24 protein-coding genes are annotated in these 23,467 nt (G+C 73.1%); 15 read left to right on the top strand and 9 right to left on the bottom strand.

What is annotated here, in order from left to right; all coding sequences use genetic code 11:
• Window positions 1-48: 48 nt before the first annotated feature.
• Window positions 49-564, top strand: a complete 516-nt coding sequence (locus tag ABT160_RS15430) for a DUF4240 domain-containing protein (RefSeq protein WP_351647739.1) — start codon at window positions 49-51, stop codon at window positions 562-564.
• A 58-nt stretch (window positions 565-622) separates the two neighbouring features.
• On the opposite strand, the gene ABT160_RS15425 is transcribed toward ABT160_RS15430, so the two are convergent.
• A complete protein-coding gene (locus tag ABT160_RS15425; protein WP_351647694.1) occupies window positions 623-1,384 on the bottom strand; it encodes an SDR family NAD(P)-dependent oxidoreductase in 762 nt (253 codons plus the stop codon).
• 135 nt (window positions 1,385-1,519) lie between these two features.
• Here ABT160_RS15425 and ABT160_RS15420 point away from each other — a divergent pair, with 135 nt between their 5' ends.
• Window positions 1,520-2,146: a TetR/AcrR family transcriptional regulator gene (locus ABT160_RS15420; RefSeq protein ID WP_351647692.1), complete on the top strand. Its 627-nt coding sequence runs from the start codon at window positions 1,520-1,522 to the stop codon at window positions 2,144-2,146.
• Window positions 2,147-2,273: 127 nt separating this feature from the next.
• Window positions 2,274-2,462 (top strand): hypothetical protein, encoded by a 189-nt coding sequence (locus ABT160_RS15415; protein ID WP_351647691.1) that lies wholly within the window; start codon window positions 2,274-2,276, stop codon window positions 2,460-2,462.
• A 37-nt stretch (window positions 2,463-2,499) separates the two neighbouring features.
• Here the strand turns inward: ABT160_RS15415 and ABT160_RS15410 are convergent, their stop codons facing one another.
• The gene (locus ABT160_RS15410) at window positions 2,500-3,030 is read right to left on the bottom strand and encodes a GNAT family N-acetyltransferase (RefSeq protein ID WP_351647690.1); all 531 of its coding nucleotides are present in this window, start codon (window positions 3,028-3,030) and stop codon (window positions 2,500-2,502) included.
• A gap of 43 nt (window positions 3,031-3,073) precedes the next feature.
• Here ABT160_RS15410 and ABT160_RS15405 point away from each other — a divergent pair, with 43 nt between their 5' ends.
• Window positions 3,074-3,958: a TIGR01777 family oxidoreductase gene (locus tag ABT160_RS15405; protein WP_351647689.1), complete on the top strand. Its 885-nt coding sequence runs from the start codon at window positions 3,074-3,076 to the stop codon at window positions 3,956-3,958.
• A gap of 185 nt (window positions 3,959-4,143) precedes the next feature.
• The gene (locus ABT160_RS15400; RefSeq protein ID WP_351647688.1) at window positions 4,144-5,445 is read left to right on the top strand and encodes an NAD(P)/FAD-dependent oxidoreductase; all 1,302 of its coding nucleotides are present in this window, start codon (window positions 4,144-4,146) and stop codon (window positions 5,443-5,445) included.
• 106 nt (window positions 5,446-5,551) lie between these two features.
• Here the strand turns inward: ABT160_RS15400 and ABT160_RS15395 are convergent, their stop codons facing one another.
• Complete coding sequence (locus tag ABT160_RS15395) at window positions 5,552-6,991, bottom strand: NsdA family TPR-like regulatory protein (RefSeq protein ID WP_351647687.1); 1,440 nt, start codon at window positions 6,989-6,991, stop codon at window positions 5,552-5,554.
• A gap of 207 nt (window positions 6,992-7,198) precedes the next feature.
• On the opposite strand from ABT160_RS15395, the gene lipB reads away from it, so the two are divergent.
• The 4 genes from lipB to ABT160_RS15375 all read left to right on the top strand — a co-directional run bounded on the left by lipB (window position 7,199) and on the right by ABT160_RS15375 (window position 10,317).
• Entirely contained in the window at window positions 7,199-7,996 is a 798-nt protein-coding gene (gene lipB / locus ABT160_RS15390) for a lipoyl(octanoyl) transferase LipB (protein ID WP_351647686.1), read from the top strand.
• Between the two features lie 139 nt (window positions 7,997-8,135).
• Window positions 8,136-9,092 carry a lipoyl synthase gene (gene lipA, locus ABT160_RS15385; protein ID WP_351647684.1) on the top strand — a complete coding sequence of 319 codons (957 nt, stop codon included), beginning with the start codon at window positions 8,136-8,138 and terminating at the stop codon, window positions 9,090-9,092.
• 285 nt (window positions 9,093-9,377) lie between these two features.
• A complete protein-coding gene (locus tag ABT160_RS15380; RefSeq protein WP_351647683.1) occupies window positions 9,378-9,581 on the top strand; it encodes an SCO2195 family GlnR-regulated protein in 204 nt (67 codons plus the stop codon).
• 19 nt (window positions 9,582-9,600) lie between these two features.
• Window positions 9,601-10,317: a DUF4191 domain-containing protein gene (locus ABT160_RS15375; RefSeq protein WP_351647681.1), complete on the top strand. Its 717-nt coding sequence runs from the start codon at window positions 9,601-9,603 to the stop codon at window positions 10,315-10,317.
• 88 nt (window positions 10,318-10,405) lie between these two features.
• Here ABT160_RS15375 and ABT160_RS15370 read toward each other — a convergent pair whose 3' ends face one another.
• On the bottom strand, window positions 10,406-10,873 hold the full coding sequence (locus ABT160_RS15370) for an RDD family protein (protein ID WP_351647680.1): 468 nt from the start codon (window positions 10,871-10,873) through the stop codon (window positions 10,406-10,408).
• 244 nt (window positions 10,874-11,117) lie between these two features.
• Between ABT160_RS15370 and glnA the strand changes: the two genes are divergently transcribed.
• From glnA to meaB, 4 genes are all read left to right on the top strand, one after another.
• Window positions 11,118-12,527: a type I glutamate--ammonia ligase gene (gene glnA, locus ABT160_RS15365; RefSeq protein ID WP_351647678.1), complete on the top strand. Its 1,410-nt coding sequence runs from the start codon at window positions 11,118-11,120 to the stop codon at window positions 12,525-12,527.
• Between the two features lie 177 nt (window positions 12,528-12,704).
• Window positions 12,705-14,540, top strand: coding sequence for a methylmalonyl-CoA mutase family protein (locus ABT160_RS15360; RefSeq protein ID WP_351647676.1), 1,836 nt, complete (start codon window positions 12,705-12,707; stop codon window positions 14,538-14,540).
• Window positions 14,540-16,735: a methylmalonyl-CoA mutase gene (scpA, locus tag ABT160_RS15355; RefSeq protein WP_351647675.1), complete on the top strand. Its 2,196-nt coding sequence runs from the start codon at window positions 14,540-14,542 to the stop codon at window positions 16,733-16,735. The genes ABT160_RS15360 and scpA overlap by 1 nt, the downstream gene beginning before the upstream one ends.
• Before the next feature lie 5 nt (window positions 16,736-16,740).
• Window positions 16,741-17,751 carry a methylmalonyl Co-A mutase-associated GTPase MeaB gene (gene meaB, locus ABT160_RS15350; RefSeq protein WP_351647674.1) on the top strand — a complete coding sequence of 337 codons (1,011 nt, stop codon included), beginning with the start codon at window positions 16,741-16,743 and terminating at the stop codon, window positions 17,749-17,751.
• 35 nt (window positions 17,752-17,786) lie between these two features.
• Here the strand turns inward: meaB and ABT160_RS15345 are convergent, their stop codons facing one another.
• From ABT160_RS15345 to ABT160_RS15325, 5 genes are all read right to left on the bottom strand, one after another.
• Entirely contained in the window at window positions 17,787-18,509 is a 723-nt protein-coding gene (locus tag ABT160_RS15345; protein ID WP_351647672.1) for a GAF and ANTAR domain-containing protein, read from the bottom strand.
• Window positions 18,510-18,525: 16 nt separating this feature from the next.
• On the bottom strand, window positions 18,526-19,374 hold the full coding sequence (locus ABT160_RS15340) for an ANTAR domain-containing protein (protein ID WP_351647671.1): 849 nt from the start codon (window positions 19,372-19,374) through the stop codon (window positions 18,526-18,528).
• A gap of 37 nt (window positions 19,375-19,411) precedes the next feature.
• Complete coding sequence (locus ABT160_RS15335) at window positions 19,412-21,286, bottom strand: CheR family methyltransferase (RefSeq protein WP_351647670.1); 1,875 nt, start codon at window positions 21,284-21,286, stop codon at window positions 19,412-19,414.
• The gene (locus ABT160_RS15330) at window positions 21,279-21,914 is read right to left on the bottom strand and encodes a chemotaxis protein CheB (RefSeq protein ID WP_351647668.1); all 636 of its coding nucleotides are present in this window, start codon (window positions 21,912-21,914) and stop codon (window positions 21,279-21,281) included. The genes ABT160_RS15335 and ABT160_RS15330 overlap by 8 nt, the downstream gene beginning before the upstream one ends.
• An 81-nt stretch (window positions 21,915-21,995) precedes the next feature.
• Complete coding sequence (locus ABT160_RS15325) at window positions 21,996-22,289, bottom strand: hypothetical protein (RefSeq protein ID WP_351647667.1); 294 nt, start codon at window positions 22,287-22,289, stop codon at window positions 21,996-21,998.
• A 180-nt stretch (window positions 22,290-22,469) separates the two neighbouring features.
• Between ABT160_RS15325 and ABT160_RS15320 the strand changes: the two genes are divergently transcribed.
• Both ABT160_RS15320 and ABT160_RS15315 read left to right on the top strand, forming a co-directional pair.
• Window positions 22,470-22,832, top strand: a complete 363-nt coding sequence (locus ABT160_RS15320) for an arsenate reductase family protein (protein ID WP_351647665.1) — start codon at window positions 22,470-22,472, stop codon at window positions 22,830-22,832.
• Between the two features lie 146 nt (window positions 22,833-22,978).
• Window positions 22,979-23,452 carry a hypothetical protein gene (locus ABT160_RS15315; protein WP_351647664.1) on the top strand — a complete coding sequence of 158 codons (474 nt, stop codon included), beginning with the start codon at window positions 22,979-22,981 and terminating at the stop codon, window positions 23,450-23,452.
• The last annotated feature ends 15 nt before the right edge of the window (window positions 23,453-23,467 follow it).

Here is a 23,467-nt window from a genome sequence, read left to right as displayed (position 1 = left end):
GCTGCTCCGGGTGCGTCGTACACGCCGAGGCCCGATGCTTGTCCCGTGATGGACGAGACGGAGTTCTGGGAGATCGTCGACAGCACCCGCGCGGCCGCCGAGGGCGACCCCGAGGAGCACGCCGACCTGCTCGTCGAACGACTGCTGCGGTTCGATCCGGACTCCGTGCTCGACTTCGCCCGGCACTTCGAGGCCCGCTACAACCGCGCGTACCGCTGGGACCTGTGGGGAGCCGCCGGCGTGCTCCTCGGCGGGGCGGGCGACGACGCCTTCGACTACTTCCGCTGCTGGCTGATCGGCCAGGGCCGGGAGGTCTTCGAGGGCGCGCTCGCGGAGCCGGACGCGCTGGCGGAGCTCCTGGAGGACTTCGACGACGAGATCGACGGGGACGGCGAGGAGCTGGGGTACGCGGCCGACGAGGCGTACGAGCAGCTGACCGGCGCGGTCGCCCCGGACCTGGGGATCCCGCCCCAGGCCGCGGAGCCGGAGGGCTCGCCGCTCGACCTGGAGGACGACGACGTGCTGGCCGGCCGCTTCCCGCGGCTGTGGGAGCGGTTCGGCTGAGCCCGGGCCGGGGCCCGTGCGCGGCGCGGTCGGGCGCGCGGGCCGGGCGCGGGGCGGGTCAGGCGTGCGTGCCGCCGTCGATGCGGATCTCCGTACCGGTGATGAAGGCGCCGTCCTCGCTGCCCAGCATGGCCACCACGCCCGCGACCGTCTCCGGGCCCGCCATGCCCTTGCCGAGCAGCGGGTAGAGCTTGCCGAGCAGTGACCAGTCGGTGTCCTCGGGCAGGCCGGGGCCGCGCCCGGTGGTCATGTCGGAGGCGATGGAGCCGGGGGCCACCGCGACGGCCCGCAGGCCCTGCTTGCCGTACTCGGCGGCCAGCGCGTGCGTCAGGGACTGCACGCCGCCCTTGGAGGCCGCGTAGGCCGCCATGTAGGGGTGGGCGAAGGCGGCCGAGGTGGACGAGAAGTTCACGATCACCGGCTTCTCGCCCTGGAGCAGCGCCGGTATTGCCTCGCGGGTCACCAGGAAGGTGCCGGTGAGGTTGACCCGCAGGATCCGCTCGAACAGCTCCAGGCTGGTCTTGTGCGTGTGCTCGGAGCGCAGGATGCCGGCCGCGTTGACCAGCACGTCGAGACCGGCGAGCGTCCCGACGGCGGCCGCGACCCCGGCCCGCACCGACGCCTCGTCGGCGACGTCGACCACCAGGGTGGTGAGCTCCCCGGCCGGTCCGGCGTCCCGCGCGGTGGCGGCCAGGCCCTCCTCGCTGACGTCGGCGGCGACGACCCGGCCGCCCTCGGCCAGGATCCGGTGGACGGTGGCCCGGCCGATGCCGGAGCCGCCTCCGGTGACCAGTACGCGGCGTCCTTCGTAACGGTTCATGGGTGCACGTCCCTTGTCTTGTCCGGCGCCGTCCTGTTCCATGCGCCGATGCGTCGCACACGCTACGCCTGGATGGCACGTTTTGCCACTACTGCATTTCATGCCTTCCTGTCGTCGTCGGCATAGGCTGCACACGTGAGCACGCAACCGCCCTCCTCCCTGACCGAGCGCCGCAAGGCCGCCACGCAGCTGGACATCGCCCACGCCGCCGCGGAGCTCTTCGCCGAGCGCGGCCCGGACGGCACCACCGCCGAGGACATCGCCGTACGGGCCGGGGTGGCGCTGCGCACCTTCTACCGGTACTTCCGCTCCAAGCAGGACGCCGTGGGCCCGCTGCTCGCGAGCGGCGGCGACCGCTGGCGCGCCCTGCTGGCGGAGGCCGAGCCGGGCTCCCCGCCGCTGGAGGTCCTCCAGGCCGCGGCGACCCGCTCGCTCACCCCGGCCGACGAGGCGGCGGAGGAGGCCCTGCGCTGGACCCGGGGGCTGCTGCGGGCCGCGGCCGGGGACACCGCGCTGCGGGCCGTCTGGTACCGGGTGAACCAGGAGTCGGAGGAGCGCCTGGTGCCGGTGCTGGCCCGGCTGACGGACGCGGAGCCGCTGGAGGTGCGCCTCGCGGCGGCGGCGGCCACGGACGCGGTGCGGATCGCGCTGGAGACCTGGGCGGTGACGGACGCGGGGACCACCGGCCCGGGCGCCCCGGCCGAGCTCGCGGTGCGCTGCCTGCGCGAACTGGCCGGGGGCCTGCGGCTGTCGCGGGCCTGAGCGCGGGACCGGTCCGCCCGCGCGCCTACGGGACTCCGCGGGCCTGAGCGCGGGACCGGTCCGCCCGCGCGCCTACGGGACTCCGCGGGCCCGAGCGGGTACGGAAGGACGCACCCACGATCCGGAGGTGCCCGTGTCCCGTACCCTGACCCTCGCCCTGACCGCCCTGGCCCTGGTCTCGGCCACCCCCGCGGCCACCGGCTGGGGCCTGCGCAACTGGGTCCTGACGGGCGGCGCGGTGGGGGCGGGGGTGGTCCTGGTGCTGCTGAACGGACGGCGGCGGGGACGGGGGCGGGAGTTCGAGGACCGGTTCTAGGGGTCGCTGTCCGGCCGGTCTCCCTGGGGTCGGGCCCCTAGAAGGCGTGCCCGGGGCGCGAGGCGGCTCCCTCCGGTGCCACCCAGCGCCCCATCGCCACGTCGTCCACGTACCGGCCCTCCAGGCGGAACTCGCCCGGCAGGACCCCCTCGACCTCGAAGCCCTCCGACGCGTACAGCGCGCGGGCCGCCTCGTTCGGCGCGAGCACCCGCAGGGTCAGCCGGGTGGCGCCCTGCCGGACGGTCTCCTCGGCCGCCGCGCGCAGCAGCGCCCGGCCCACTCCCCTGCGGCGGGCGCGCTCGGCGACGGCCAGGCCGCGGATCTGACGGACGTGGCGGTTGCTGGGCAGCGGCGTCGGCGCGACCAGCCGCACCCAGCCGAGCACCCCGCCGTCGGGCTCCTCGGCGACCAGGACCTGCTCGGGGCGGTTGAACATGTCGAAGAACGGCCCGTAGGGCGGCTCGGGCCGGGGCACCACGGCGCTCTCCGGGGACCAGGTGGACCGGTCGATCTCGGCCAGGACGTCACCGTCGGCGACGCGTGCGGGGCGTATCAGGATCTCGTCCATGTCCGCACTGTGCCACGTCCCGCTCCCGGGGGAGGATGGGTTCATGCGGATCGCGATCACCGGCTCCACCGGACTCATCGGCAGCGCCCTGGTGCGCTCCCTGCGCGCTGACGGCCACGAGGTGCTGCGCCTGGTGCGCCACCCCGCCCGCACCGGCGACGAGGTGGAGTGGGACCCCGGGCGGAACCACGTGGACGCCTCCGGGCTGGTCGGCTGCGAGGCGGTCGTCCACCTGGCGGGCGCGGGCGTCGGGGACCGGCGCTGGACCGAGGCGTACAAGAAGGAGATCAGGGACAGCCGGGTGCTGGGCACCACGGCGATCGCCGAGGCGCTCGCCTCGCTGGCGGAGCCGCCGCGCGTGCTGGTCTGCGGCACGGCGCTGGGCTACTACGGCGACACCGGCACCCGTGCGGTGGACGAGGGCGCCCCGGCGGGCGAGGGCTTCCTGCCCTCGGTGGTGGTGGAGTGGGAGGCCGCGGCGGCCCCGGCCGAGGCCGCCGGGATCCGCGTCGCCTACGCCAGGACCGGCCTGGTGGTGGCCCGCGAGGGCGGCGCCTGGGGACGGCTCTTCCCGATCTTCCGGGCGGGGCTCGGCGGGCGGCTGGGCGACGGCCGGCAGTACTGGTCGTTCATCGCGCTGCACGACGAGGTGGCGGCCCTGCGCCACATCATCGACACCGAGTCGCTGTCGGGCCCGGTGAACCTGACCGCGCCCGAGCCGGTGACCAACCGGGAGGTGACCGCGGCGATGGGCCGGGTGCTGCACCGGCCGACGCTGTTCGCCGTGCCGTCCTTCGCGATGCGGCTGGCACTGGGTGACTTCGCCGAGGACGTGCTGGGCAGCCAGCGGGTGCTGCCCGGGCGGCTCCTGGAGTCCGGTTTCACCTTCGCCTTCCCCACCATCGACGAGGCGATCCGGGCCGCCTGAGCCGGTCCGGCCCGGCCGCGCGGGCCCGGGTGGCACCGCGTGCGGCGGCGTGCTCCGGTGCCCCCGCCCGCGCCCCTGGCCAGTTGGCCGACCGGTTTCTAGTCTCCCTGCGAACTCGGGCATTCCGTGGACCTGTTGGGGGCATCACCCTCCCACCAAGCCGCGCCGACCTCGGGGAGGGGCACGTGCTCAGTACCGCACACCACGCGGACGTCGTCATTGTCGGAGCCGGAGTCGCGGGACTCTCGGCGGCCCACCACCTGACCAGCGCCGGGCTCTCGGTGGTGGTCCTGGAGGACGCGCCCGACGTCGGGGGCCGGATGGCCACGGACCACCTGGACGGCTTCCGGCTCGACCGCGTCGGGCAGTTGCTCAACACCTCGTACCCGGAGCTGACGCGCACCCCGGGCCTGGAGGAGCTGGCCCTGCGGCCCTTCTCGCCGGGCGTCCTCGTGCACGGCGGGGGCCGGCGGGTGCGCACCGGCGCCACCGGGAGCACGCGGGGCGCACTCACCATGGCGCGCGCCCTCGCGAGCGCCCCCCGCTCCCTGGACCAGGCGCGGCTCGGCGCCCAGCTCGCCCGGCTCGCCGCCACTCCCGTGCCCCGGCTCCTCGCCCGCCCCGAGCGTGCCGCGCGCACCGCGCTGGCCGGGCGCGGACTGCCCGGGCGCACCGTCACCGGCTTCCTGCGCCCCCTGCTCGCCAGCCTGCTGTGCGACCCGGAGCTGACCACCTCCAGCAGGATCGCCGACCTGACCCTGCGCGGCTTCGCCCGCGGCCGGCTGTGCGTGCCCGCGGGCGGCGCCGCGGAGCTGCCGCGCCGGCTGGCCGCGACCCTGCCCGCCGGGACGGTGCTCACCGGGGTGCAGGTCACGGACGTGTCGATCAGCGGCGTCAGCACCAAGGAGCACGGCGAGTTCGGCTGCCGCGCGCTGCTCCTGGCCACCGGCGCGCGGGCCGCCGCCGCGCTGCTGCCCGGGCTGCGGGTGCCGGACTTCCACCCGGTGACCGTGCTCCACCACACCGCCCCCGCGCCGCCGCTGCGCGACCCCGCGCTGCTGCTCGACGCGGACCGGGGCGGCCCGGTGGCCCACACCACCGTGATGAGCGAGGTGGACCCCTCGCGGGCGCCGCGCGGCCGGGTGCTGGTCACCTCGACGGTCCTGGGCACGCCCGAGGAGCTGGGCGGCGCGCTGGACCGCCGGGTGCGCGGGCACCTGAAGAGGCTGTACGGGACGGGGACCGACGACTGGGAGCTGCTCGCCCTGCACCACGTGCCGGAGGCGGTCCCGGTGATGCGGCCCCCGCACGACCTGCGCCGCCCGGTGCGGCTGCTCGCGGGCCTGTACGTGTGCGGGGACCACCGGGACACCAGCACGGTCCAGGGCGCCCTCTACTCGGGCCGCAGGGCCGCCCACGCGGCCCTGGGAGACCTCGGCGTCCGCCCGGCGGCCGGGACGGTGGCCCTGGAGGCGGTGGCCGCGTAGGAGGGCCCCCAGACGGCTTCCCGGGGCTCCGCCCGGGCCCGGGCCCACGTGGTCCGGGCCCGGAGCCGGGTGGCCCGGGCCCGCGTGGCCCGGACCCGGGGCCGGGTCAGCCGATGGCCGCGACCCGGTCGCGGTAGCCGCGTACCGCCGCCGCGTCCCGGTAGGGCTCCAGGCGGCGCTCGAAGTCCCGCACGTACTCCACCGCGCGCGCCGAGCGCATCTCGGAGGCCTGCTGGGCCGCCTCCGCGCCCAGCGTGCACGCCTGGTCCAGCTCGCCCAGGCCGAGGCGGGCCGTGGCCAGGACGACCCGGCAGAACAGCCTGCTGCGGGCGTAGGCCGGGGCGCGCAGCTGGAGCGAGCGCTCGGCGTGCTGGACCGCGGCCCGGTACTGCTGGAGGTCGCGGTGGCAGTGCCCGAACTCGTCCGCGAGCTGCGCCTCGTCGAAGAACCGCGCCCAGTAGGGCACGTCGTCGCCGGGCCGGGCGGCCTCCAGGGCCCGCTCGGCCCGCACCAGGGCGGCGGTGCAGGCGCGGACCTCGCCGAGGACGCCGTGGCCGCGGGCCTCCACCGCGTGCAGCAGGGCCTGCACGACGGGCGGCGCGGCGGTGCCGACGCCCTGCTGGGCGACCCGGGTGAGCTGCACCGCTTCCCGGCCGTGGCCCAGGTAGACGGCCTGGCGGGCCATGGTGACCAGCACGTAGGAGCCGTAGGCCCGGTCGCCGGCCGCCTGGGACAGCCGCAGGGCCTGGACGAAGTAGCGCTGGGCCAGGCCGTGCGCCGCGATGTCGTACGACGTCCAGCCCGCGAGCCGGGTCAGGTCGGCGGCCGCGGCGAACAGGCGGCGGCCGGTGGCCTCCCCGTACGTGCCGCGCAGCATCGGCTCCGCCTCGTGCTCCAGGTAGCGCACCAGGGCCTGGCGGGCGTGCCCGCCGCCGTAGGCGTGGTCCAGGGTGCGGAAGAGCTCGCCCACGGAGCGCAGGGCGGCGATGTCGCCGCCGCTGACCCGCTGGCCGGGCCCGCGGTCCGTACTGCGCTGGCGGGGCACCACGGGGCGGCCCTGGGCCGGGATCCGGGTGCCCTGGCCGGGCTCGCCGCGGCCGACCCGCTCGTCGGCCCTGCCGATCAGCCAGTCCCGGCTGGGCACCACGAGCCCGGCCGGGGTGAAGGCGATCTTGCGCAGCTCGGCGTGGCTGCCGGAGTCCTTGCGCCACAGCCCGCTGACGATGTCGATCGCCTCTTCGGGGGTGGCGGCGAACTCCAGGCCCGCGTACACCGGCGCGCAGGCGTCGAGCCCGAGGTCCTGGGCGGACAGCCGGCGGCCGAGCCTGCGGGTGAACACCTCGGCGATCAGCGCCGGGGTGGTGCCGCGCGGCTGCTGGCCGCGCAGCCACCGGGTGACCGAGGTCTTGTCGTAGCGCAGGTCGAGACCGTGCTCCAGGCCGAGCTGGTCCACGCGTCGGGCGAGCCCCGCGTTGGAGAATCCCGCTTCCGCGATGAGCGCGGCGAGCTGGCGGTTGGGGATGCGCTGAGGGGGTCGTTCCGTCATCAGCTGTGCGGTCTCCTGCCTTCCGGGCCGGGGGCAGCCCTCATGGAACGGCGCGAATTTAGCGGTGGATCCCGTCATTACCACCACCTTCGCCCCACATTCCTCCGATCGTGTGACGATTGAGGGCGGCGCTGACGCCCGCGGGCCGGGTCGTAGAGTGGCCGGGGGCGCGAAACATGCACCGTGAACGCTGAGGGAGGCACGACGGTGAGCGAGCTGCGGTTTGTCCATCTGGGGTTCGGCGAGGAAGCCGTCGAGTACCAGGGGGCCTGGGACGAGCAGCGCAGGGTCCACGCGGACCGGTTCGAGGATCGGATTCCGGACACCTGCCTCCTCCTGGAGCACCTGCCGGTGTACACGGCGGGGCGGCGCACGGAGGACAGCGAGCGCCCGCTGGACGGGACGCCGGTGGTGGACGTGGACCGCGGGGGCAAGATCACCTGGCACGGCCCCGGCCAGCTGGTGGGCTACCCCATCCTGAAGCTGCCGCGTCCGGTGGACGTCATCGCGCACGTACGCCGCCTGGAGGACGCGCTCATCCGCACCTGTGCCGAGTTCGGTCTGGAGACCACCCGGATCGAGGGGCGCAGCGGCGTGTGGGTGCTCGGCGACCCCGTCGAGGAGCGTCCGGCGGTGGGCGGGCTCTCGCTGGACTTCGACCCGCGCCTGGCGGACGAGGAGTTCGACCCCCGGCTGAACGGCCCGGAGTACGCGCCCTCCAACGCGGGCCAGCGCCGCGAGGACCGCAAGCTGGCCGCGATCGGCATCCGGATCGCCAAGGGCGTGTCCATGCACGGCTTCGCGCTGAACGTGAACCCGGACAACACCTGGTTCGACCGGATCGTGCCGTGCGGCATCCGGGACGCGGGGGTCGCCTCGCTCGCCGGGGAGCTGGGCCGGGACGTGACGATCGCCGAGGTGCTGCCGGTCCTGGAGCGGCATCTGGGCGCCGTCCTGCGGGACGCGGACCCCCGGCCGCGCGAGATCGAGAAGGCGTCCGCCTAGGGAATGCGCGGCGGTGGCCGCCGGTTGGCCACTGGAGCCGGGCGGCCCCGTGGTCGTACGTCACAGAGCTTTGTCAGGCCATACGAATAACGGGCGTACCCTGGTGTGCGCCGAAGAATCGAAGCTACAGGGAGCCGATGTGTCCGCAGTCGCACCCGACGGACGCAAGATGCTGCGCCTGGAGGTCCGCAACAGCCAGACCCCCATCGAGCGCAAGCCCGAGTGGATCAAGACGCGGGCGAAGATGGGCCCCGAGTACAACCAGCTGCAGAGCCTCGTGAAGAGCGAGGGGCTGCACACGGTCTGCCAGGAGGCGGGCTGCCCCAACATCTTCGAGTGCTGGGAGGACCGCGAGGCGACCTTCCTCATCGGCGGTGACCAGTGCACCCGCCGCTGCGACTTCTGCCAGATCGACACCGGCAAGCCGCAGGCGCTCGACCGCGACGAGCCGCGCCGCGTGGGCGAGTCCGTGGTCACCATGGACCTGAACTACGCCACCATCACCGGCGTCGCCCGCGACGACCTGGAGGACGGCGGCGCCTGGCTGTACGCGGAGACGGTCCGCCAGATCCACCAGCAGACCGCCGGGCGCGAGGCCGGGCAGACCAAGGTCGAGCTGCTCGCCCCGGACTTCAACGCGGTGCCGGAGCTGCTCGAGGAGGTCTTCGCCTCCCGTCCCGAGGTCTTCGCGCACAACGTGGAGACGGTGCCGCGCATCTTCAAGCGCATCCGCCCCGGCTTCCGCTACGAGCGCTCGCTGGAGGTCATCACCAAGGCGCGCGACTACGGTCTGGTCACGAAGTCGAACCTGATCCTCGGCATGGGCGAGACCCGCGAGGAGGTCAGCGAGGCGCTGCGGCACCTGCACGACGCGGGCTGCGAGCTCATCACGATCACGCAGTACCTGCGCCCGTCCGTGCGCCACCACCCGGTGGAGCGCTGGGTGAAGCCGCAGGAGTTCGTGGAGCTGAAGGACGAGGCCGACGAGATCGGCTTCTCCGGCGTGATGTCGGGCCCGCTGGTCCGCTCCTCGTACCGCGCGGGGCGGCTCTTCCAGCAGGCGATGGAGAAGCGCGCCGCCGCCGCGGCCGTGTGAATCCGCGCACAAGAGATTACCGGCCGGTAATGGCCGGAAGGACGCGGCCCGTACGAGCCCCGCAGGTGGGGGCCCCGTACGGGCCGCGTCAGGATTCAGGCGCCCCTCGACCGGTTGGCGTCAAGGTTTCATCGGTGTTTGACCGGTCGGTCACGCCCTGGTAACACCAAACAGTGACCCTGGGGTTCCGAACGGTCACCCCGCCACCCGGGACCCCCGACCGCCGCACCACGGCACCACTTCCCCCACCTCATCTCACCCCCGCTCTGAGGGAGGACCCCCGACATGCAGGCCGCGACGCACGTCCGCGCCACCGCGATCCCGTCCGTCACCGACGCCCTGAGGGCCGTCGAGTCGCTGCTCCTGTCCGGCGGCCAGCGCACGGCGCGCCGCAACGCCTGGACGGCGGTCCTGGAGGACCGCCGCAGGGCCAAGGACCGGGTCGAGACCCAGCACGTCCTGGAGGCGGTGGCGGGCCGCACTTCCTAGGCCACGTAAACTTCGGTTCATGGCGAGGAAGGCAAACACCGACAGCGCGACTGATGCCGCTGCTAACCCCGGGCGACTGAAGCAGATCGCCCTGACCTACAAGATGACCCGACGGGTCGACTCGAAGGTCGGTCTTGTCGTCGCGGGCGTGGGCATCGTCGTTTTCGGTGTTCTCCTCGGGATCGGCTTCCTGATCGGCCACCCGGTCTACCTGGGCGTCCTCGGCTTCCTGCTCGCGTTCCTGGCGATGGCGATCATCTTCGGGCGACGCGCGGAGCGGGCGGCCTTCGGACAGATGGAGGGCCAGCCCGGAGCGGCGGCCGCCGTCCTGCAGAACGTGGGACGCGGCTGGACGACCACCCCGGCGGTGGCGATGAACCGCAACCAGGACGTGGTGCACCGCGCGGTCGGCAAGGCCGGCATCGTGCTGGTCGCCGAGGGCAACCCGAACCGGCTCAGGACGCTGCTCGCGGCCGAGAAGAAGAAGATGGCCCGCATCGTCGTGGACGTCCCGGTGCACGACATCATCGTCGGCGACGGCGAGGGCCAGGTGCCGCTGAAGAAGGTCCGCACGACCATGCTGAAGCTGCCCCGCGTACTGGCGGGTCCCCAGGTCACCGCGGCCAACGACCGGCTGCGCGCGATGGGCGACCTGATGAGCAACATGCCGCTCCCCAAGGGACCGATGCCCAAGGGCATGCGGATGCCGAAGGGCGGCGGAGGCGGCCGGCGCTGACCCGCGCCGCGCCCGTAGGACGCACGAAGAAGGAGGGGCGCCCCGGACCACGACGGTCCGGGGCGCCCCTCCTTCGTACGTCCTACGGTCAGATCCGGACCTGCACCGCGCGGGCCAGCCGGTCGTGCAGGCCGCGGCCGTCGCGGTCCCAGACCAGCGCCGGGATCGCCAGGCACAGCAGCAGCGTGCGCACCACGACGCGTACGACACCGAGGCGCCCGCCGCCCTCGGCGACCACGCGCAGGCCCAGCAGGCGCTTGCCGGGGGTGGAGCCGACCGTGCCGACGGTCAGCACGCCCAGGACGAAGAAGACCACCAGCGCCCAGTTGCCGGTCGCCTGGCCGTAGCCATGGGTGATGAGTCCGTATGCGATCACCATGCACAGGGCCCAGTCGATGAAGAGGGCCCCGAAGCGGCGGCCGAGGGGGGCGACGGAGCCCGGGCCGTCCGCGGGCAGACCGAGCCGTCGGCCCCGGTGCCCGAAGTCGGCGCCCATGTCCTCGGCGGCCGCGCGCGGCCCGGAGAGCCACGATCCGATTGCTTGCCTGTTGTCCACCCGTCCACGGTACTGCGCCCGGATTCGATCACTTCGGCCCGGGTACTCGACCAGTACTTGGCACGGGTTTGGAACGGGGTGCCCGCTACGTCCGCACTCCCGGGCCGGTTAACTTCGACGAAACAAATGGGTCATGCTTGAGAAATCCCGTCTACCTATGGTCGGGCCGAGCGTGGGCCACCGCACTGGCCGCACGACCGAGCTACAACCCCGCCCCGCCCCGGGTGGGAGTAGGAGGAGTTGGATGTTCCAGAACGCCGACGACGCGAAGAAGTTCATCGCGGACGAGGACGTGAAGTTCGTCGACGTCCGTTTCTGCGACCTGCCGGGCGTGATGCAGCACTTCACGATCCCCGCGAAGGCGTTCGACCCGGACGAGGAGCTGGCGTTCGACGGTTCGTCGATCCGCGGCTTCCAGGCGATCCACGAGTCCGACATGGCGCTGCGCGCGGACCTGTCGACGGCGCGTCTGGACCCGTTCCGCCGGGACAAGACGCTGAACATCAACTTCTTCATCCACGACCCGATCACGGGCGAGCAGTACAGCCGTGACCCGCGCAACATCGCCAAGAAGGCCGAGGCCTACCTCGCCTCCACCGGCATCGCGGACACCGCCTACTTCGGCCCCGAGGCCGAGTTCTACGTGTTCGACTCGGTCCGCTTCGAGACCTCCGCGAACCAGAGCTTCTACCACATCGACTCCGAGGCCGGCGCCTGGAACACCGGTGCGGTGGAGAACAACCGCGGCTACAAGGTCCGTTACAAGGGCGGCTACTTCCCGGCCCCGCCGGTCGACCACTTCGCCGACCTGCGCGCCGAGATCTCCCTGGAGCTCGACAAGCAGGGCCTCCAGGTCGAGCGCCAGCACCACGAGGTGGGCACCGCCGGCCAGGCCGAGATCAACTACAAGTTCAACACGCTGCTCGCCGCGGCCGACGACCTGATGCTCTTCAAGTACATCGTGAAGAACGTCGCCTGGCGCAACGGCAAGACCGCGACCTTCATGCCGAAGCCGATCTTCGGCGACAACGGCTCGGGCATGCACGTGCACCAGTCGCTGTGGCAGGGCGGCCAGCCGCTCTTCTACGACGAGCAGGGCTACGCCGGCCTGTCGGACACCGCCCGCTACTACATCGGCGGCATCCTCAAGCACGCCCCGTCGCTGCTGGCCTTCACCAACCCGACGGTGAACTCCTACCACCGCCTGGTCCCCGGCTTCGAGGCCCCGGTCAACCTGGTCTACTCGCAGCGCAACCGCTCCGCCGCGATGCGCATCCCGATCACGGGCTCCAACCCGAAGGCCAAGCGCGTCGAGTTCCGCGCCCCGGACCCGTCCTCCAACCCGTACCTGGCCTTCTCGGCCCTCCTCCTCGCGGGCCTGGACGGCGTCAAGAACAAGATCGAGCCGGCCGAGCCGATCGACAAGGACCTCTACGAGCTGGCCCCCGAGGAGCACGCGGGCGTCCCGCAGGTCCCGACCTCACTCCCGGCCGTGCTGAGCGCCCTGGAGGAGGACAACGAGTACCTCCAGGCGGGCGGCGTCTTCACGTCCGACCTGATCGAGACCTGGATCGACTACAAGCGCACCAACGAGATCGCCCCGATCCAGCTGCGCCCGCACCCGCACGAGTTCGAGCTGTACTTCGACCTCTAAGCCGGACCGCTGAGCCGTACCGACCCCTGAGCCGGTACGCACGCGCACACGCGACCCCCGTCACGCCCCCGGGTGTGACGGGGGTCGCGTTCGTGCGTGTACGCGCTCAAAGGAGAGGGCAAGGTCACAGCTGTCGCCTCTGCTGTTCCTCAAGGTCACTGCGCTAGCGTCTGCGCCATGACGGTCCTGCCTGATGACGGGCTCCCCCTGGCCGCCGAGTTCCCTGACGCGACCCATGAGCAGTGGCAGCGCCTCGTCGAGGGCGTACTACGCAAGTCGGGCAAGGACGTCTCGGGCGACGCGGCCGAGGAGGCGTTGTCCACCGCACTGGAGGACGGGCTTCGTACCCGCCCGCTGTACACCGCGCGCGACGGCGCGCCCGACCCGGGGCTCCCCGGCTTCGCCCCCTTCGTACGCGCCTCGCGCGCCGAGGGGAACGTCGCCGGTGGATGGGGGGTGCGGCAGCGGTACGCCGGGGACGACCCCGTGCGCGTCAACGAGGCCGTGCTCGCGGACCTGGAGAACGGCGTCACCGAGCTGTGGCTCGCCGTGCGGCCCGGGACGCTCGGGCGCGTGCTGGAGGGCGTCTACCTCGACCTGGCGCCCGTGGTGCTCGACGGCGGCGCCGAAGCGGGCGCGCTCGCACGGGAGTTGCTCGGGACCTACCGGGAGCGCGGGGTGTCGGCCGCGGAGGCGCGCGGCAACCTCGGGTGCGATCCGCTGGGGCACGAGGCCCGCACCGGAGAGGCCGTCGGCTTCGAGGACGCGGTGGCGCTCGCGGCCGAGTGCGTGCGCGACTGGCCCCAGCTGCGGGCCCTCACCGTCGACGCCCTGCCCTACCACGAGGCCGGCGGCTCGCCCGCGCAGGAGCTCGGGCTCGCCCTGGCCGCCGGGGTGGCCTCCCTGCGCGCCCTCACCGAGGGCGGCCTGGACGTCGAACAGGCCCTGGGGCAGCTGGAGTTCCGCTACGCGGCCACCGCCGACCAGTTCCTGACCATCGCCAAGCTGCGCGCCGCGCGGCGGCTGTGGGCGCGGGTCGCCGAGGTGTCCGGGGCGCCGGGCGCGGGCGCGCAGCGCCAGCACGCGGTGACCTCGCCGGTGATGATGACCCGGCGCGACCCGTGGGTGAACATGCTGCGCACCACCGTCGCCTCGCTGGCCGCCGGGGTCGGCGGCGCCGAGTCGGTGACCGTACTGCCCTTCGACCACGCGGTGGGCCTGCCCGACGCGTTCTCGCGGCGCATCGCCCGCAACACCTCCACCATCCTCCTGGAGGAGTCCCACCTGGCCCGGGTCGTCGACCCGGCGGGCGGCTCCTGGTACGTGGAGTCGCTCACCGACGAACTCGCGCGCTCCGCCTGGGAGTTCTTCCAGGAGGTCGAGCAGCGGGGCGGCCTGGCACAGGCGTTGCGCTCCGGGTTCGTCGAGGAGCGGCTGACGTCCACCTGGCAGCAGCGCCGGCGCCGGCTGGCGACCCGGCGCGAACCGGTCACCGGCGTCAGCGAGTTCCCCTTCCTCGGCGAGAAGCCGGTGGAGCGCGAGCCCTCCCCCGCCGTCCCCGCGGGCGGGCTGCCCCGGGTGCGGCGCGACCAGGACTACGAGGAGCTGCGGGCCCGCTCCGACGCGCACCTGGCCGCCACCGGCGCCCGGCCGCGCGTCTTCCTGGCCGCCCTCGGCCCGGCCGCCGCGCACACCGCGCGGGCCACCTTCGCCGCCAACCTGTTCCAGGCGGGCGGCGTCGAGCCGGTGCACCAGCCGGTCTCCGTCGACGCGGACACCGCCGCGGCGGCCTTCGCCGCCAGCGGTGCCACGGTCGCCTGCCTGTGCTCCAGCGACGCGCTGTACGAGGAGCGGGGCGAGGCCGTCGCCGCGGCGCTGAAGGCGGCGGGCGCGCGGTGGGTGTTCCTGGCCGGGAAACCGGGCACGCACTCCGGTGTCGACTCCTACGTCTTCGCGGGCTGCGACGCCGTCGACGTCCTCTCCTCCACCCTCGACCGCATGGGAGTGGCCTGATGCCCGAGTCAGCAATCCCCGACTTCTCCGGGGTCCCGCTCGGCGACGGCGCCGCCCAGGGCACCGAGGACCAGTGGCACACCGCGGTCAAGGAGGCCACCGGCACCTCCGACCGCGACCTGACCTGGGAGACCCCGGAGGGCATCGACGTCCGCCCGCTGTACACGGCGCGGGACCTGGAGGGCCTGGACTTCCTGTCGACGTACCCGGGCACGGCCCCGTACCTGCGCGGCCCCTACCCGACGATGTACGTCAACCAGCCCTGGACCATCCGGCAGTACGCCGGCTTCTCCACGGCCGAGGAGTCCAACGCCTTCTACCGCCGCAACCTGGCGGCCGGGCAGAAGGGCCTCTCGGTCGCCTTCGACCTGCCCACCCACCGCGGCTACGACTCCGACCACCCGCGGGTGACCGGTGACGTCGGCATGGCGGGCGTGGCGATCGACTCGATCTACGACATGCGCCAGCTGTTCGACGGCATCCCGCTGGACCGGATGACGGTGTCGATGACGATGAACGGCGCGGTGCTCCCGGTGCTCGCGCTGTACATCGTGGCGGCCGAGGAGCAGGGGGTGCCGCCGGAGAAGCTGGCGGGGACCATCCAGAACGACATCCTCAAGGAGTTCATGGTCCGCAACACCTACATCTATCCGCCGAAGCCGTCGATGCGGATCATCTCCGACATCTTCGCGTACACCTCGCAGCGGATGCCCCGCTACAACTCGATCTCCATCTCCGGCTACCACATCCAGGAGGCCGGGGCGACGGCCGACCTGGAGCTGGCGTACACCCTCGCCGACGGCGTGGAGTACCTGCGGGCCGGGCAGGCGGCGGGCCTGGACGTGGACGCGTTCGCGCCGCGCCTGTCGTTCTTCTGGGCGATCGGCATGAACTTCTTCATGGAGATCGCCAAGATGCGGGCGGCGCGCCTGCTGTGGGCGAAGCTGGTCAAGCAGTTCGACCCGAAGAACACCAAGTCCCTCTCGCTGCGCACCCATTCGCAGACCTCGGGCTGGTCGCTGACCGCGCAGGACGTGTTCAACAACGTCACCCGCACCTGTGTGGAGGCGATGGCCGCGACCCAGGGCCACACCCAGTCGCTGCACACCAACGCGCTGGACGAGGCGCTGGCGCTGCCCACCGACTTCTCCGCGCGGATCGCCCGCAACACCCAGCTGCTGATCCAGCAGGAGTCGGGCACCACCCGGGTCATCGACCCGTGGGGCGGCAGCGCGTACGTCGAGCGGCTCACCTACGACCTGGCGCGCCGGGCCTGGCAGCACATCCAGGAGGTCGAGGCGGCGGGCGGCATGGCGCAGGCCATCGACGCCGGCATCCCCAAGCTGCGCGTGGAGGAGGCGGCGGCCCGCACCCAGGCGCGCATCGACTCCGGGCGGCAGCCGGTCATCGGGGTCAACAAGTACCGGGTGGAGAACGACGAGCAGATCGAGGTGCTCAAGGTCGACAACTCCTCGGTGCGGACCCAGCAGATCGAGAAGCTGCGGCGGCTGCGCGCGGAGCGGGACGAGCAGGTGACGCAGGACGCGCTGCGGGCCCTGACGAACGCGGCCGACCGGGGCGACGGCAACCTCCTGGAGCTGGCGGTGGACGCGGCGCGCGCGAAGGCGACGGTCGGCGAGATCTCCGACGCGCTGGAGAAGGTGTACGGCAGGCACGCGGCCCAGACCCGTACGATCTCCGGCGTGTACCGCACCGAGGCAGGACCCTCCCCGTCCGTGGAGCGCACCAGGGAGCTGGTGGAGCGCTTCGAGGAGGCCGAGGGCCGCCGTCCGCGCATCCTGGTCGCCAAGATGGGCCAGGACGGCCACGACCGCGGCCAGAAGGTGATCGCCACGGCCTTCGCCGACCTGGGCTTCGACGTGGACGTCGGCCCGCTCTTCCAGACCCCGGGCGAGGTCGCGCGGCAGGCGGTGGAGGCGGACGTGCACGTGGTGGGCGTCTCCTCGCTGGCGGCCGGGCACCTCACCCTGGTGCCGGCGCTGCGCGAGGCGCTGGCGGAGGAGGGGCGCGAGGACATCATGGTCGTGGTGGGCGGCGTGATCCCGCCGCAGGACGTCCCGACGCTCCTGGAGATGGGCGCCACGGCGGTCTTCCCGCCCGGCACGGTCATCCCGGACGCGGCCTACGACCTGGTGGAGCGGCTCGCCTCGGCCCTCGGCCACGACGAGCTGTAGGCCCGATGGCGCCGGCGATCGACATCGACGGGTACGTCAAGGGCGTGCTCGACGGGAAGCGGGCGCCGATCGCGCGCGCCATCACACTCGTCGAGTCCACCCGGCCGCAGCACCGGGTGCTGGCCCAGGAGCTGCTGACCCGGCTGCTGCCGCACGCGGGCAACGCGCGGCGGATCGGGATCAGCGGGGTGCCGGGCGTGGGCAAGTCCACGTTCATCGACGCGTTCGGCACGATGCTCACCGGGCTGGGGCACCGGGTCGCGGTGCTCGCCGTGGACCCGTCCTCGACGCGCACGGGCGGCTCCATCCTGGGCGACAAGACCCGGATGGAGCGGCTCTCGGTGGACCCGGCGGCCTTCGTGCGGCCCTCGCCGTCGGCGGGGACGCTGGGCGGGGTGGCCAAGGCGACGCGCGAGTCGATGGTGGTGATGGAGGCCGCCGGGTACGACGTGGTCCTGGTGGAGACCGTGGGCGTCGGCCAGTCGGAGACGGCCGTGGCGGGGATGGTGGACTCGTTCCTGCTGCTGTCCCTGGCGCGTACGGGCGATCAGCTGCAGGGCATCAAGAAGGGCGTCCTGGAGCTGGCGGACGTCCTGGCGATCAACAAGGCGGACGGCCCGCACGAGCGGGACGCGAAGGCGGCGGCGCGCGAACTGGCGGGCGCCCTGCGCCTGATGCACCCCGCGGACGCCGCCTGGACGCCCCCGGTGCTCAGTTGCAGCGCCCGCGAGTCCAGCGGGCTCGACGTGGTCTGGGAGCGCCTGGAGCAGCACCGGGCCCTGCTGGACTCCACGGGCCGGCTGGCCGCCAAGCGGCGCGACCAGCAGGTGGAGTGGACCTGGGGCATGGTGCGGGACGTGCTGCTCGAGCGCCTGCGCTCGGACCCGGCGGTGCGGGAGATCGCGCCGGGTCTCGAACGGGCGGTACGGGACGGGGAGTTGACGGCGACACTGGCGGCGGAACGGATCCTGGGCGCGTTCGGCACCGGCTCCGGATCCGGATCCGCGAGCTCCTAGGCCCGGGCCCGGTCACCTCCCGGGCCCGGAACCGCCTATCCCCTGGGCCGCACCAGCTCCCCGCGGCCCTCCACCACGTCCCTGGCCACGTCCACCAGCCGGCACCGGTGCGCCCTGGCGTAGCCGCGCAGCTGGTCGAAGGCCTTCTCCATGGACACCGCGCCGCGGGTGGCGAGCACGCCCTTGGCCTGCTCGATCAGCACCCGGCTGGACAGCGCGTGCTCCAGCTGCCCGGCCAGTGCCCGACCGTCCTGGACCTCCCGCTCGCGCATCAGCGCGATCGCGGAGACGTCCGCCATGGCCTGGGCGAGGTCCCGCTGCTCCGTGCCGGCGTCCCCCTGGCCCAGCAGGACCAGCGCGCCGACGACCTTCGTCCGGCCCCGCAGCGGCAGGGCCGTGACCCAGTCGCCCTTGAGCTCCAGCGCACGCGGTACGAAGCGGGGCCAGCGGACCCGGGCCGCGGGGCTGTCGAGCAGGTAGCCGGTCAGGGCCTCCCCGGTGAGCCGGCAGTCCCGGCCCGGCCCCTCCCCCTGCCCGTACGACTCCAGTTCCAGCTGCGCCATCTCCGGTGAGGAGCCCGCGACTTCCGGTCCCGTACGCACCCCGGTGTCGAACACGGCCGCCGTCTGGCAGTCGAAGAGTTCGGCCACCTTCCCCGTCAGGGTGGACAGCAGGGCCGGTACGTCGAACGGCTCCTCGTCCCTTCCGCCCGCCAGCTCCACGAACATGTCGGCCAGGCGGCGCAGCTCGGCGGCCATGGCACTTCCTCTCGGTTCAGTCGTCGGTGCGGGCGTCACCCGCGATCTCACGGGCGAGTTGCTCGATCGGCTCTCCCGACGCGAAGGCGCGCGCCTTGAGCAGGGCCAGACCGTCGGCGGCCGGGATCCCCAGCCGTTCCATGAGCACCCCCGTCGCCTGGTGGACGACGTCCCGGTGCTCGGCACCGCCGTACAGGTCGGGCTCGGCGTCGGGTCCCAGCAGAACCGTACGGGTCAGTGCGTCGGCGATCTCACCGAAGACCCCGGATTCGGCCAGTCCGGGACGGGGGTCGAAGACGGCGAGGGCGCCCAGACAGGCACCTTCGGTCGACAGGGGGACCGAGACGACCCGGCTGAAGCCGAGTGCCCCCAGCGCCGGGCCGTACACCGGCCAGCGCTCGGCCAGTTCGGGGCCCGCCGCGGTGACGGTGAGGAGCCCGGCGGCGGCGTCCCTGACCGGGCCCTCGCCCAGCGTGTACTCCAGGTCCTGGGCGGCGCGGGCCGCCGCGTCCGAGGCGGCCACGCACAGCTCGTCGCGGTCGCTGCCGAGCAGGGCGAGGGAGGCGCTGCGGGTGCCGCAGGCCTCCGCGACCCCCGTCATGAAACGTGGGGGGCCGCCCTCTCCAGGCGTCCACAGGCCCGTACGGCGCGCGTACGACTCCTGCAGGCCCGCGGAGGAGAGGTGGCACTCGGCCATCTTCTGGTAGGACGCGGCCATCTGCTCGTAGAACGCCTTGCCGGTGTCCGCCGCCCTGCGGACGTACTGGTCGGCGGTCTCCTGGGCGCGGGCCGCACGCTCCCGCGCGCGGGCCGCCCTTCGCCAGGCGATCGCCGCGGACGCGGAGTGCCCCTCTGCGGGCTTCATGCCGCAAGGGTAGGCCCCGCAGGCCCGGCCTCCCTGCTCAGCGCCGCTTCTCGTCAGAACCTGGCCGGGACTCTTCCATGAGCAGGACGACTCCGCCGTTGTGCCCGTCGAACGGCGAGCAGGTGACCTCGCACAGCAGCTTGCGCCCGATCCGGCTGACGGCCTCGACGGCCAGCGGGCCGGTGCGCTTGCCGGACTCGACGCACTTCGTCACCAGGGGGCGCAGCTCGCTGGTGGGCAGCCCGAAGTCGAGGCTGAAGAAGTTCTCGTTGGTGACCTCGTCGGCGCGCAGGCCCCACTGGTCCGACGCGAAGCGGTTCCAGGTCCGCACCCGCATCTCGGCGTCCAGGACGACGACGCCGGCGGCGATGCTGGAGACGACGCCCTCCAGGAAGGCGCGCGCCTCGTCCAGCTCCTCGGAGCGGGTGCGCATCTCCTCGTTCATCGTCTCCAGTTCCTCGTTGCCCGACTGGAGTTCCTCGTTGGTGGTCTCCAGTTCCTCGTTGGTGGACTGGAGTTCCTCGTTGGTCGTCTCCAGTTCCTCGATGCTGGACTGGAGTTCCTCGTTGGTGGTCTCCAGCTCCTCGTTGGTGGACTGGAGTTCCTCGTACGCCGTCTCCAGCTCCTCGCGGACCCGCTTGACCTCGGCCTTGAGCTGGGTGATCGCGGTGACGTCGGTGAAGGTGATGGTGGTGGCGGCGACCGATCCCGCCGAGCTGATCAGCGGCTGCACCACGATGTCCAGGAAGTGCACGTCGTCGCCGACCCGCCGCTCGGCCCCGTTGACCCGCATGGTGCGGCGCTCGTGGGTGGCCTCGGCGATCAGCGAGCGCAGTTCGACGGGGCGGTAGGAGATCTCCAGGTCCTGGAAGGGCCGTCCGATGTCGTTGGGGGTGAGCCCGAACTGCATGCGGGCGTGGTTGTTGATCTGCACCACGGTCCCGTCGCTGTCGACGGCGACCGAGGGCGCGTTCCCCGCGTCGAGGATCAGGTCGCGCAGCTGTCTGCTGCGGGCCAGCGAGGTCTGGACCGCCCCGGTCAGGGTGCGGACCTTCAGGGGCGCGGGGTGCAGGTGCAGCCCGGACTCGCCGGGGCGGCGCCGGAAGACGCGCTGGCGCATGCTGACCACCTCGAAGCGCTCGGCGTCGTTGAGGAGCATCTCCGCCTTGCCCAGCAGGAGGTAGCCGCCCTCCTTCACCGCGAAGTGGAAGCGGTCCATGATCTGCGTCTGGGCCTCGACGTTGAAGTACATCAGCGTGTTGCGGCACACCAGCAGGTCGAGCCGGGAGATCGGGGCGTCGCGGGTGATGTCGTGGCGGCCGAAGATGACCCGGCGCCGCAGGTCGGGGCGGAAGCTGAACTGGGCGCCGTTCTGCTCGAAGTACTTCTCCCGCAGCTCGGCCGGCAGGGATTCCAGGGAGCGCGCGGTGTAGAGGCCGGAGCGCGCGTCGCGCAGGGCCTCCTCGTCGACGTCGGTGCCGTAGATCTTGACGCGGCGCAGGCAGTCGTCGAGCCCCAGGGCCTCGGCGAACATCATGGCCAGCGAGTACGTCTCCTCGCCGCTGGAGCAGCCCGCGCTCCAGACCCGTACCTCCTCCTCGTCCTCCAGGGCCGCGAGCACCTCGGGGACGACCTCGCGCTGCATGAAGCTCCAGGCGTCGGGGTCGCGGAAGAACGAGGTGACGTTGATCAGGATCGTGTTGAAGAGCACGCCGAACTCGTCGGCGTCGGCCTCCAGGCGGTCCCGGTACTCGTCGTAGGTGTCCACTCCGGCGTCGGCCATCCGCTTGCGGATGCGCCGGACCAGGGTCGAGCGCTTGTAACCGGTGAAGTCGAAGCCCCGCGCGTCCCTGAGGAAGTCGAGCAGCTGCTCCAGTTCCTCGTCGGTCTCCTCGTGCAGCGCGTCAACCATCTCGCCCCTCGGTCTTTTCTCGGTCCGCCCGCAGCGCCGCTCGGATCGCCGCGGAAATCTCCCCCAGAGGTAGCACGAAGTCGGCGTCGCCCGCGCCCAGCGCGGCAGTCGGCATGCCGTTGAACTCGGCGGTGCGCGGGTCCTCGACGATCACGGTGCCGCCCCGTGCCCTCACCTGGTCGGCCCCCGCGGCACCGTCGCGGCCGGTGCCGGTGAGGACGCAGACCAGGGCGCGGGGACCATAGGACTCGGCCACCGAGCCGAACAGGACGTCGGCCGAAGGTCGTACGAAGTGCACGCGCGCGCTGCCGGACAGCCTGAGCCGGCCGTCGGCGCCGACCAGCAGGTGGCGGCCGGGCGGGGCGATGTGGACCGTGCCGGGCCGCGCCGGCTCCCCCTGCTCGGCCAGTTTCACCGGCAGCGCGCACTGGCGTCCCAGGATCTCGGCGATGAGGGTGGGGCGCCGGGGGTCCAGGTGCAGGACGACGAGTACGGGCACGGCGAAGTCCGCTTCGAGGGAGCCGAGGAGGACTCCCAGGGCCCGGACGCCGCCCGCCGAGCAGGCGACGGCGACGATGTCGGTGGGCGCGGGGCGCAGACGCTCGCGCCGGAACGGGGCGGCCGTCATGTTCCGAGCGTAACGCGGCCGGTCCGCCCGTGCCCACGGCCGGGGGCCCTCCGCTCGGGAGGGCCCCCGGCGTCGCGCGGGTCAGCGGCCGTAGCGGATCAGGGCCCGGACCATCCGGCACGTGGTGGCGGAGGGCGGGTGGACGCCGATGCGCTCGGCGGTGTCCCTGATCGTGTCGTCGTCGGCGTGGGAGGGGTAGTAGACGCCCGAGTCGAGCAGGGCGATGGACAGCCGCATCGCCTTGAGGCGGCGGTTGTGCGATATGTACCAGTCTCGCGGCCGCCCGGCGGGCAGCGGGTGCTTCAGCAGGGGCTTGTAGAGCTGGAGTTGTACGGGCTTCCTCGACGGCTTCGTCCGGACTGCGGCAACGGCCATGGGCAACCTCCTGGCGTGGCGCGGGAACGCTTTCGAACTACTGACCATTTTACGCCGGGGCACTGACAATCGCCCCTGGCCAGACGGGCTTTGGGGATCAGCATCCAGGGGCTTCGTGGATCAGCCTCCAGGCCCCCGCGAAGGCCCTTCGAGGGGGCTCCCGGCGGTACCGTGGCGGGCATGGAGATCTGGATCAACCCCGCCTGTTCCAAGTGCCGCACCGCCCTCACGGTCCTCGACGCGGAGGGCGCCGGGTACACCGTTCGCCGCTACCTGGAGGACGTGCCGAGCGAGGCCGAGATCGCCGCGCTGCTCGACCGGCTCGGCCTGGAGCCGTGGGACGTCACGCGCACCCAGGAGGCCGCCGCCAAGGAGCTCGGGGTGAAGGACTGGCCGCGCGACGCGGCCTCGCGCGGGCGCTGGATCGAGGCGCTGGCGGCGCACCCGAAGCTGATCCAGCGCCCGATCATCACGGCGGACGACGGGACCGCGGTGGTGGCGCGCTCGGAGGAGGCGGTACGGGACGCTCTCTCCCGCCGGTGACCCGGGCCGGGGCGTAAGCGCGAGGTCAGGGCCCCTTTGCGGATGGGTCCCGGATGTCCCACCGGAACGTAACAGTGCCCGTTTCGGGACGTTTGCGGCACTACGGTGGGGCCTTCCGTCTCCGCGACCTCCCGGAAGGGGCTCCCGTGCGTACCAACTGGATGTTCGGCGGGGTGTACGGAACCGTCCTCGCCAGCGCCCTCCTCGCGGCCCTGCAGCAGGACGGGGCCCGCTACACCCCCTACTACGACGCCGCCTGGATCCTGGTCACCGCCGTGTGCGCCGCCGCGATCCACGGCTACGCCCACCACATGTCCACGCACGTGTACGACACCGCCGCGCACCGCTGGCGCCAGCTCGCCCTCACCCTGCGCGACGAGTGGCCCGTCGTGGTCGCCGTGCTCCCCACGGTCGGCCTGCTGGCCCTGTCCGGGGCGGCCGGCTGGCACGGGGAGCCCGCCACCACGGCCGGGCTGATGCTCAACGCGGCCCTGCTCGCCGGGTGGGGCACGTTCGCCGCGCTGCGGGTGGGCTACCAGCGGCGCGGGGCGATCCTGGTCGGCGCGGCGGACGCGGCCGTCGGGCTGCTGATCGCGGTGGCCAACGCGGTCATCAAGTAGCGCCCCGGGGCCGGG

Source organism: Streptomyces sp. NPDC001941 (assembly GCF_040296945.1).
Lineage (GTDB): Bacteria > Actinomycetota > Actinomycetes > Streptomycetales > Streptomycetaceae > Streptomyces.
Note: the sequence above shows the minus strand (reverse complement) of the source record. Positions and strands in the feature narration are given on the sequence as shown.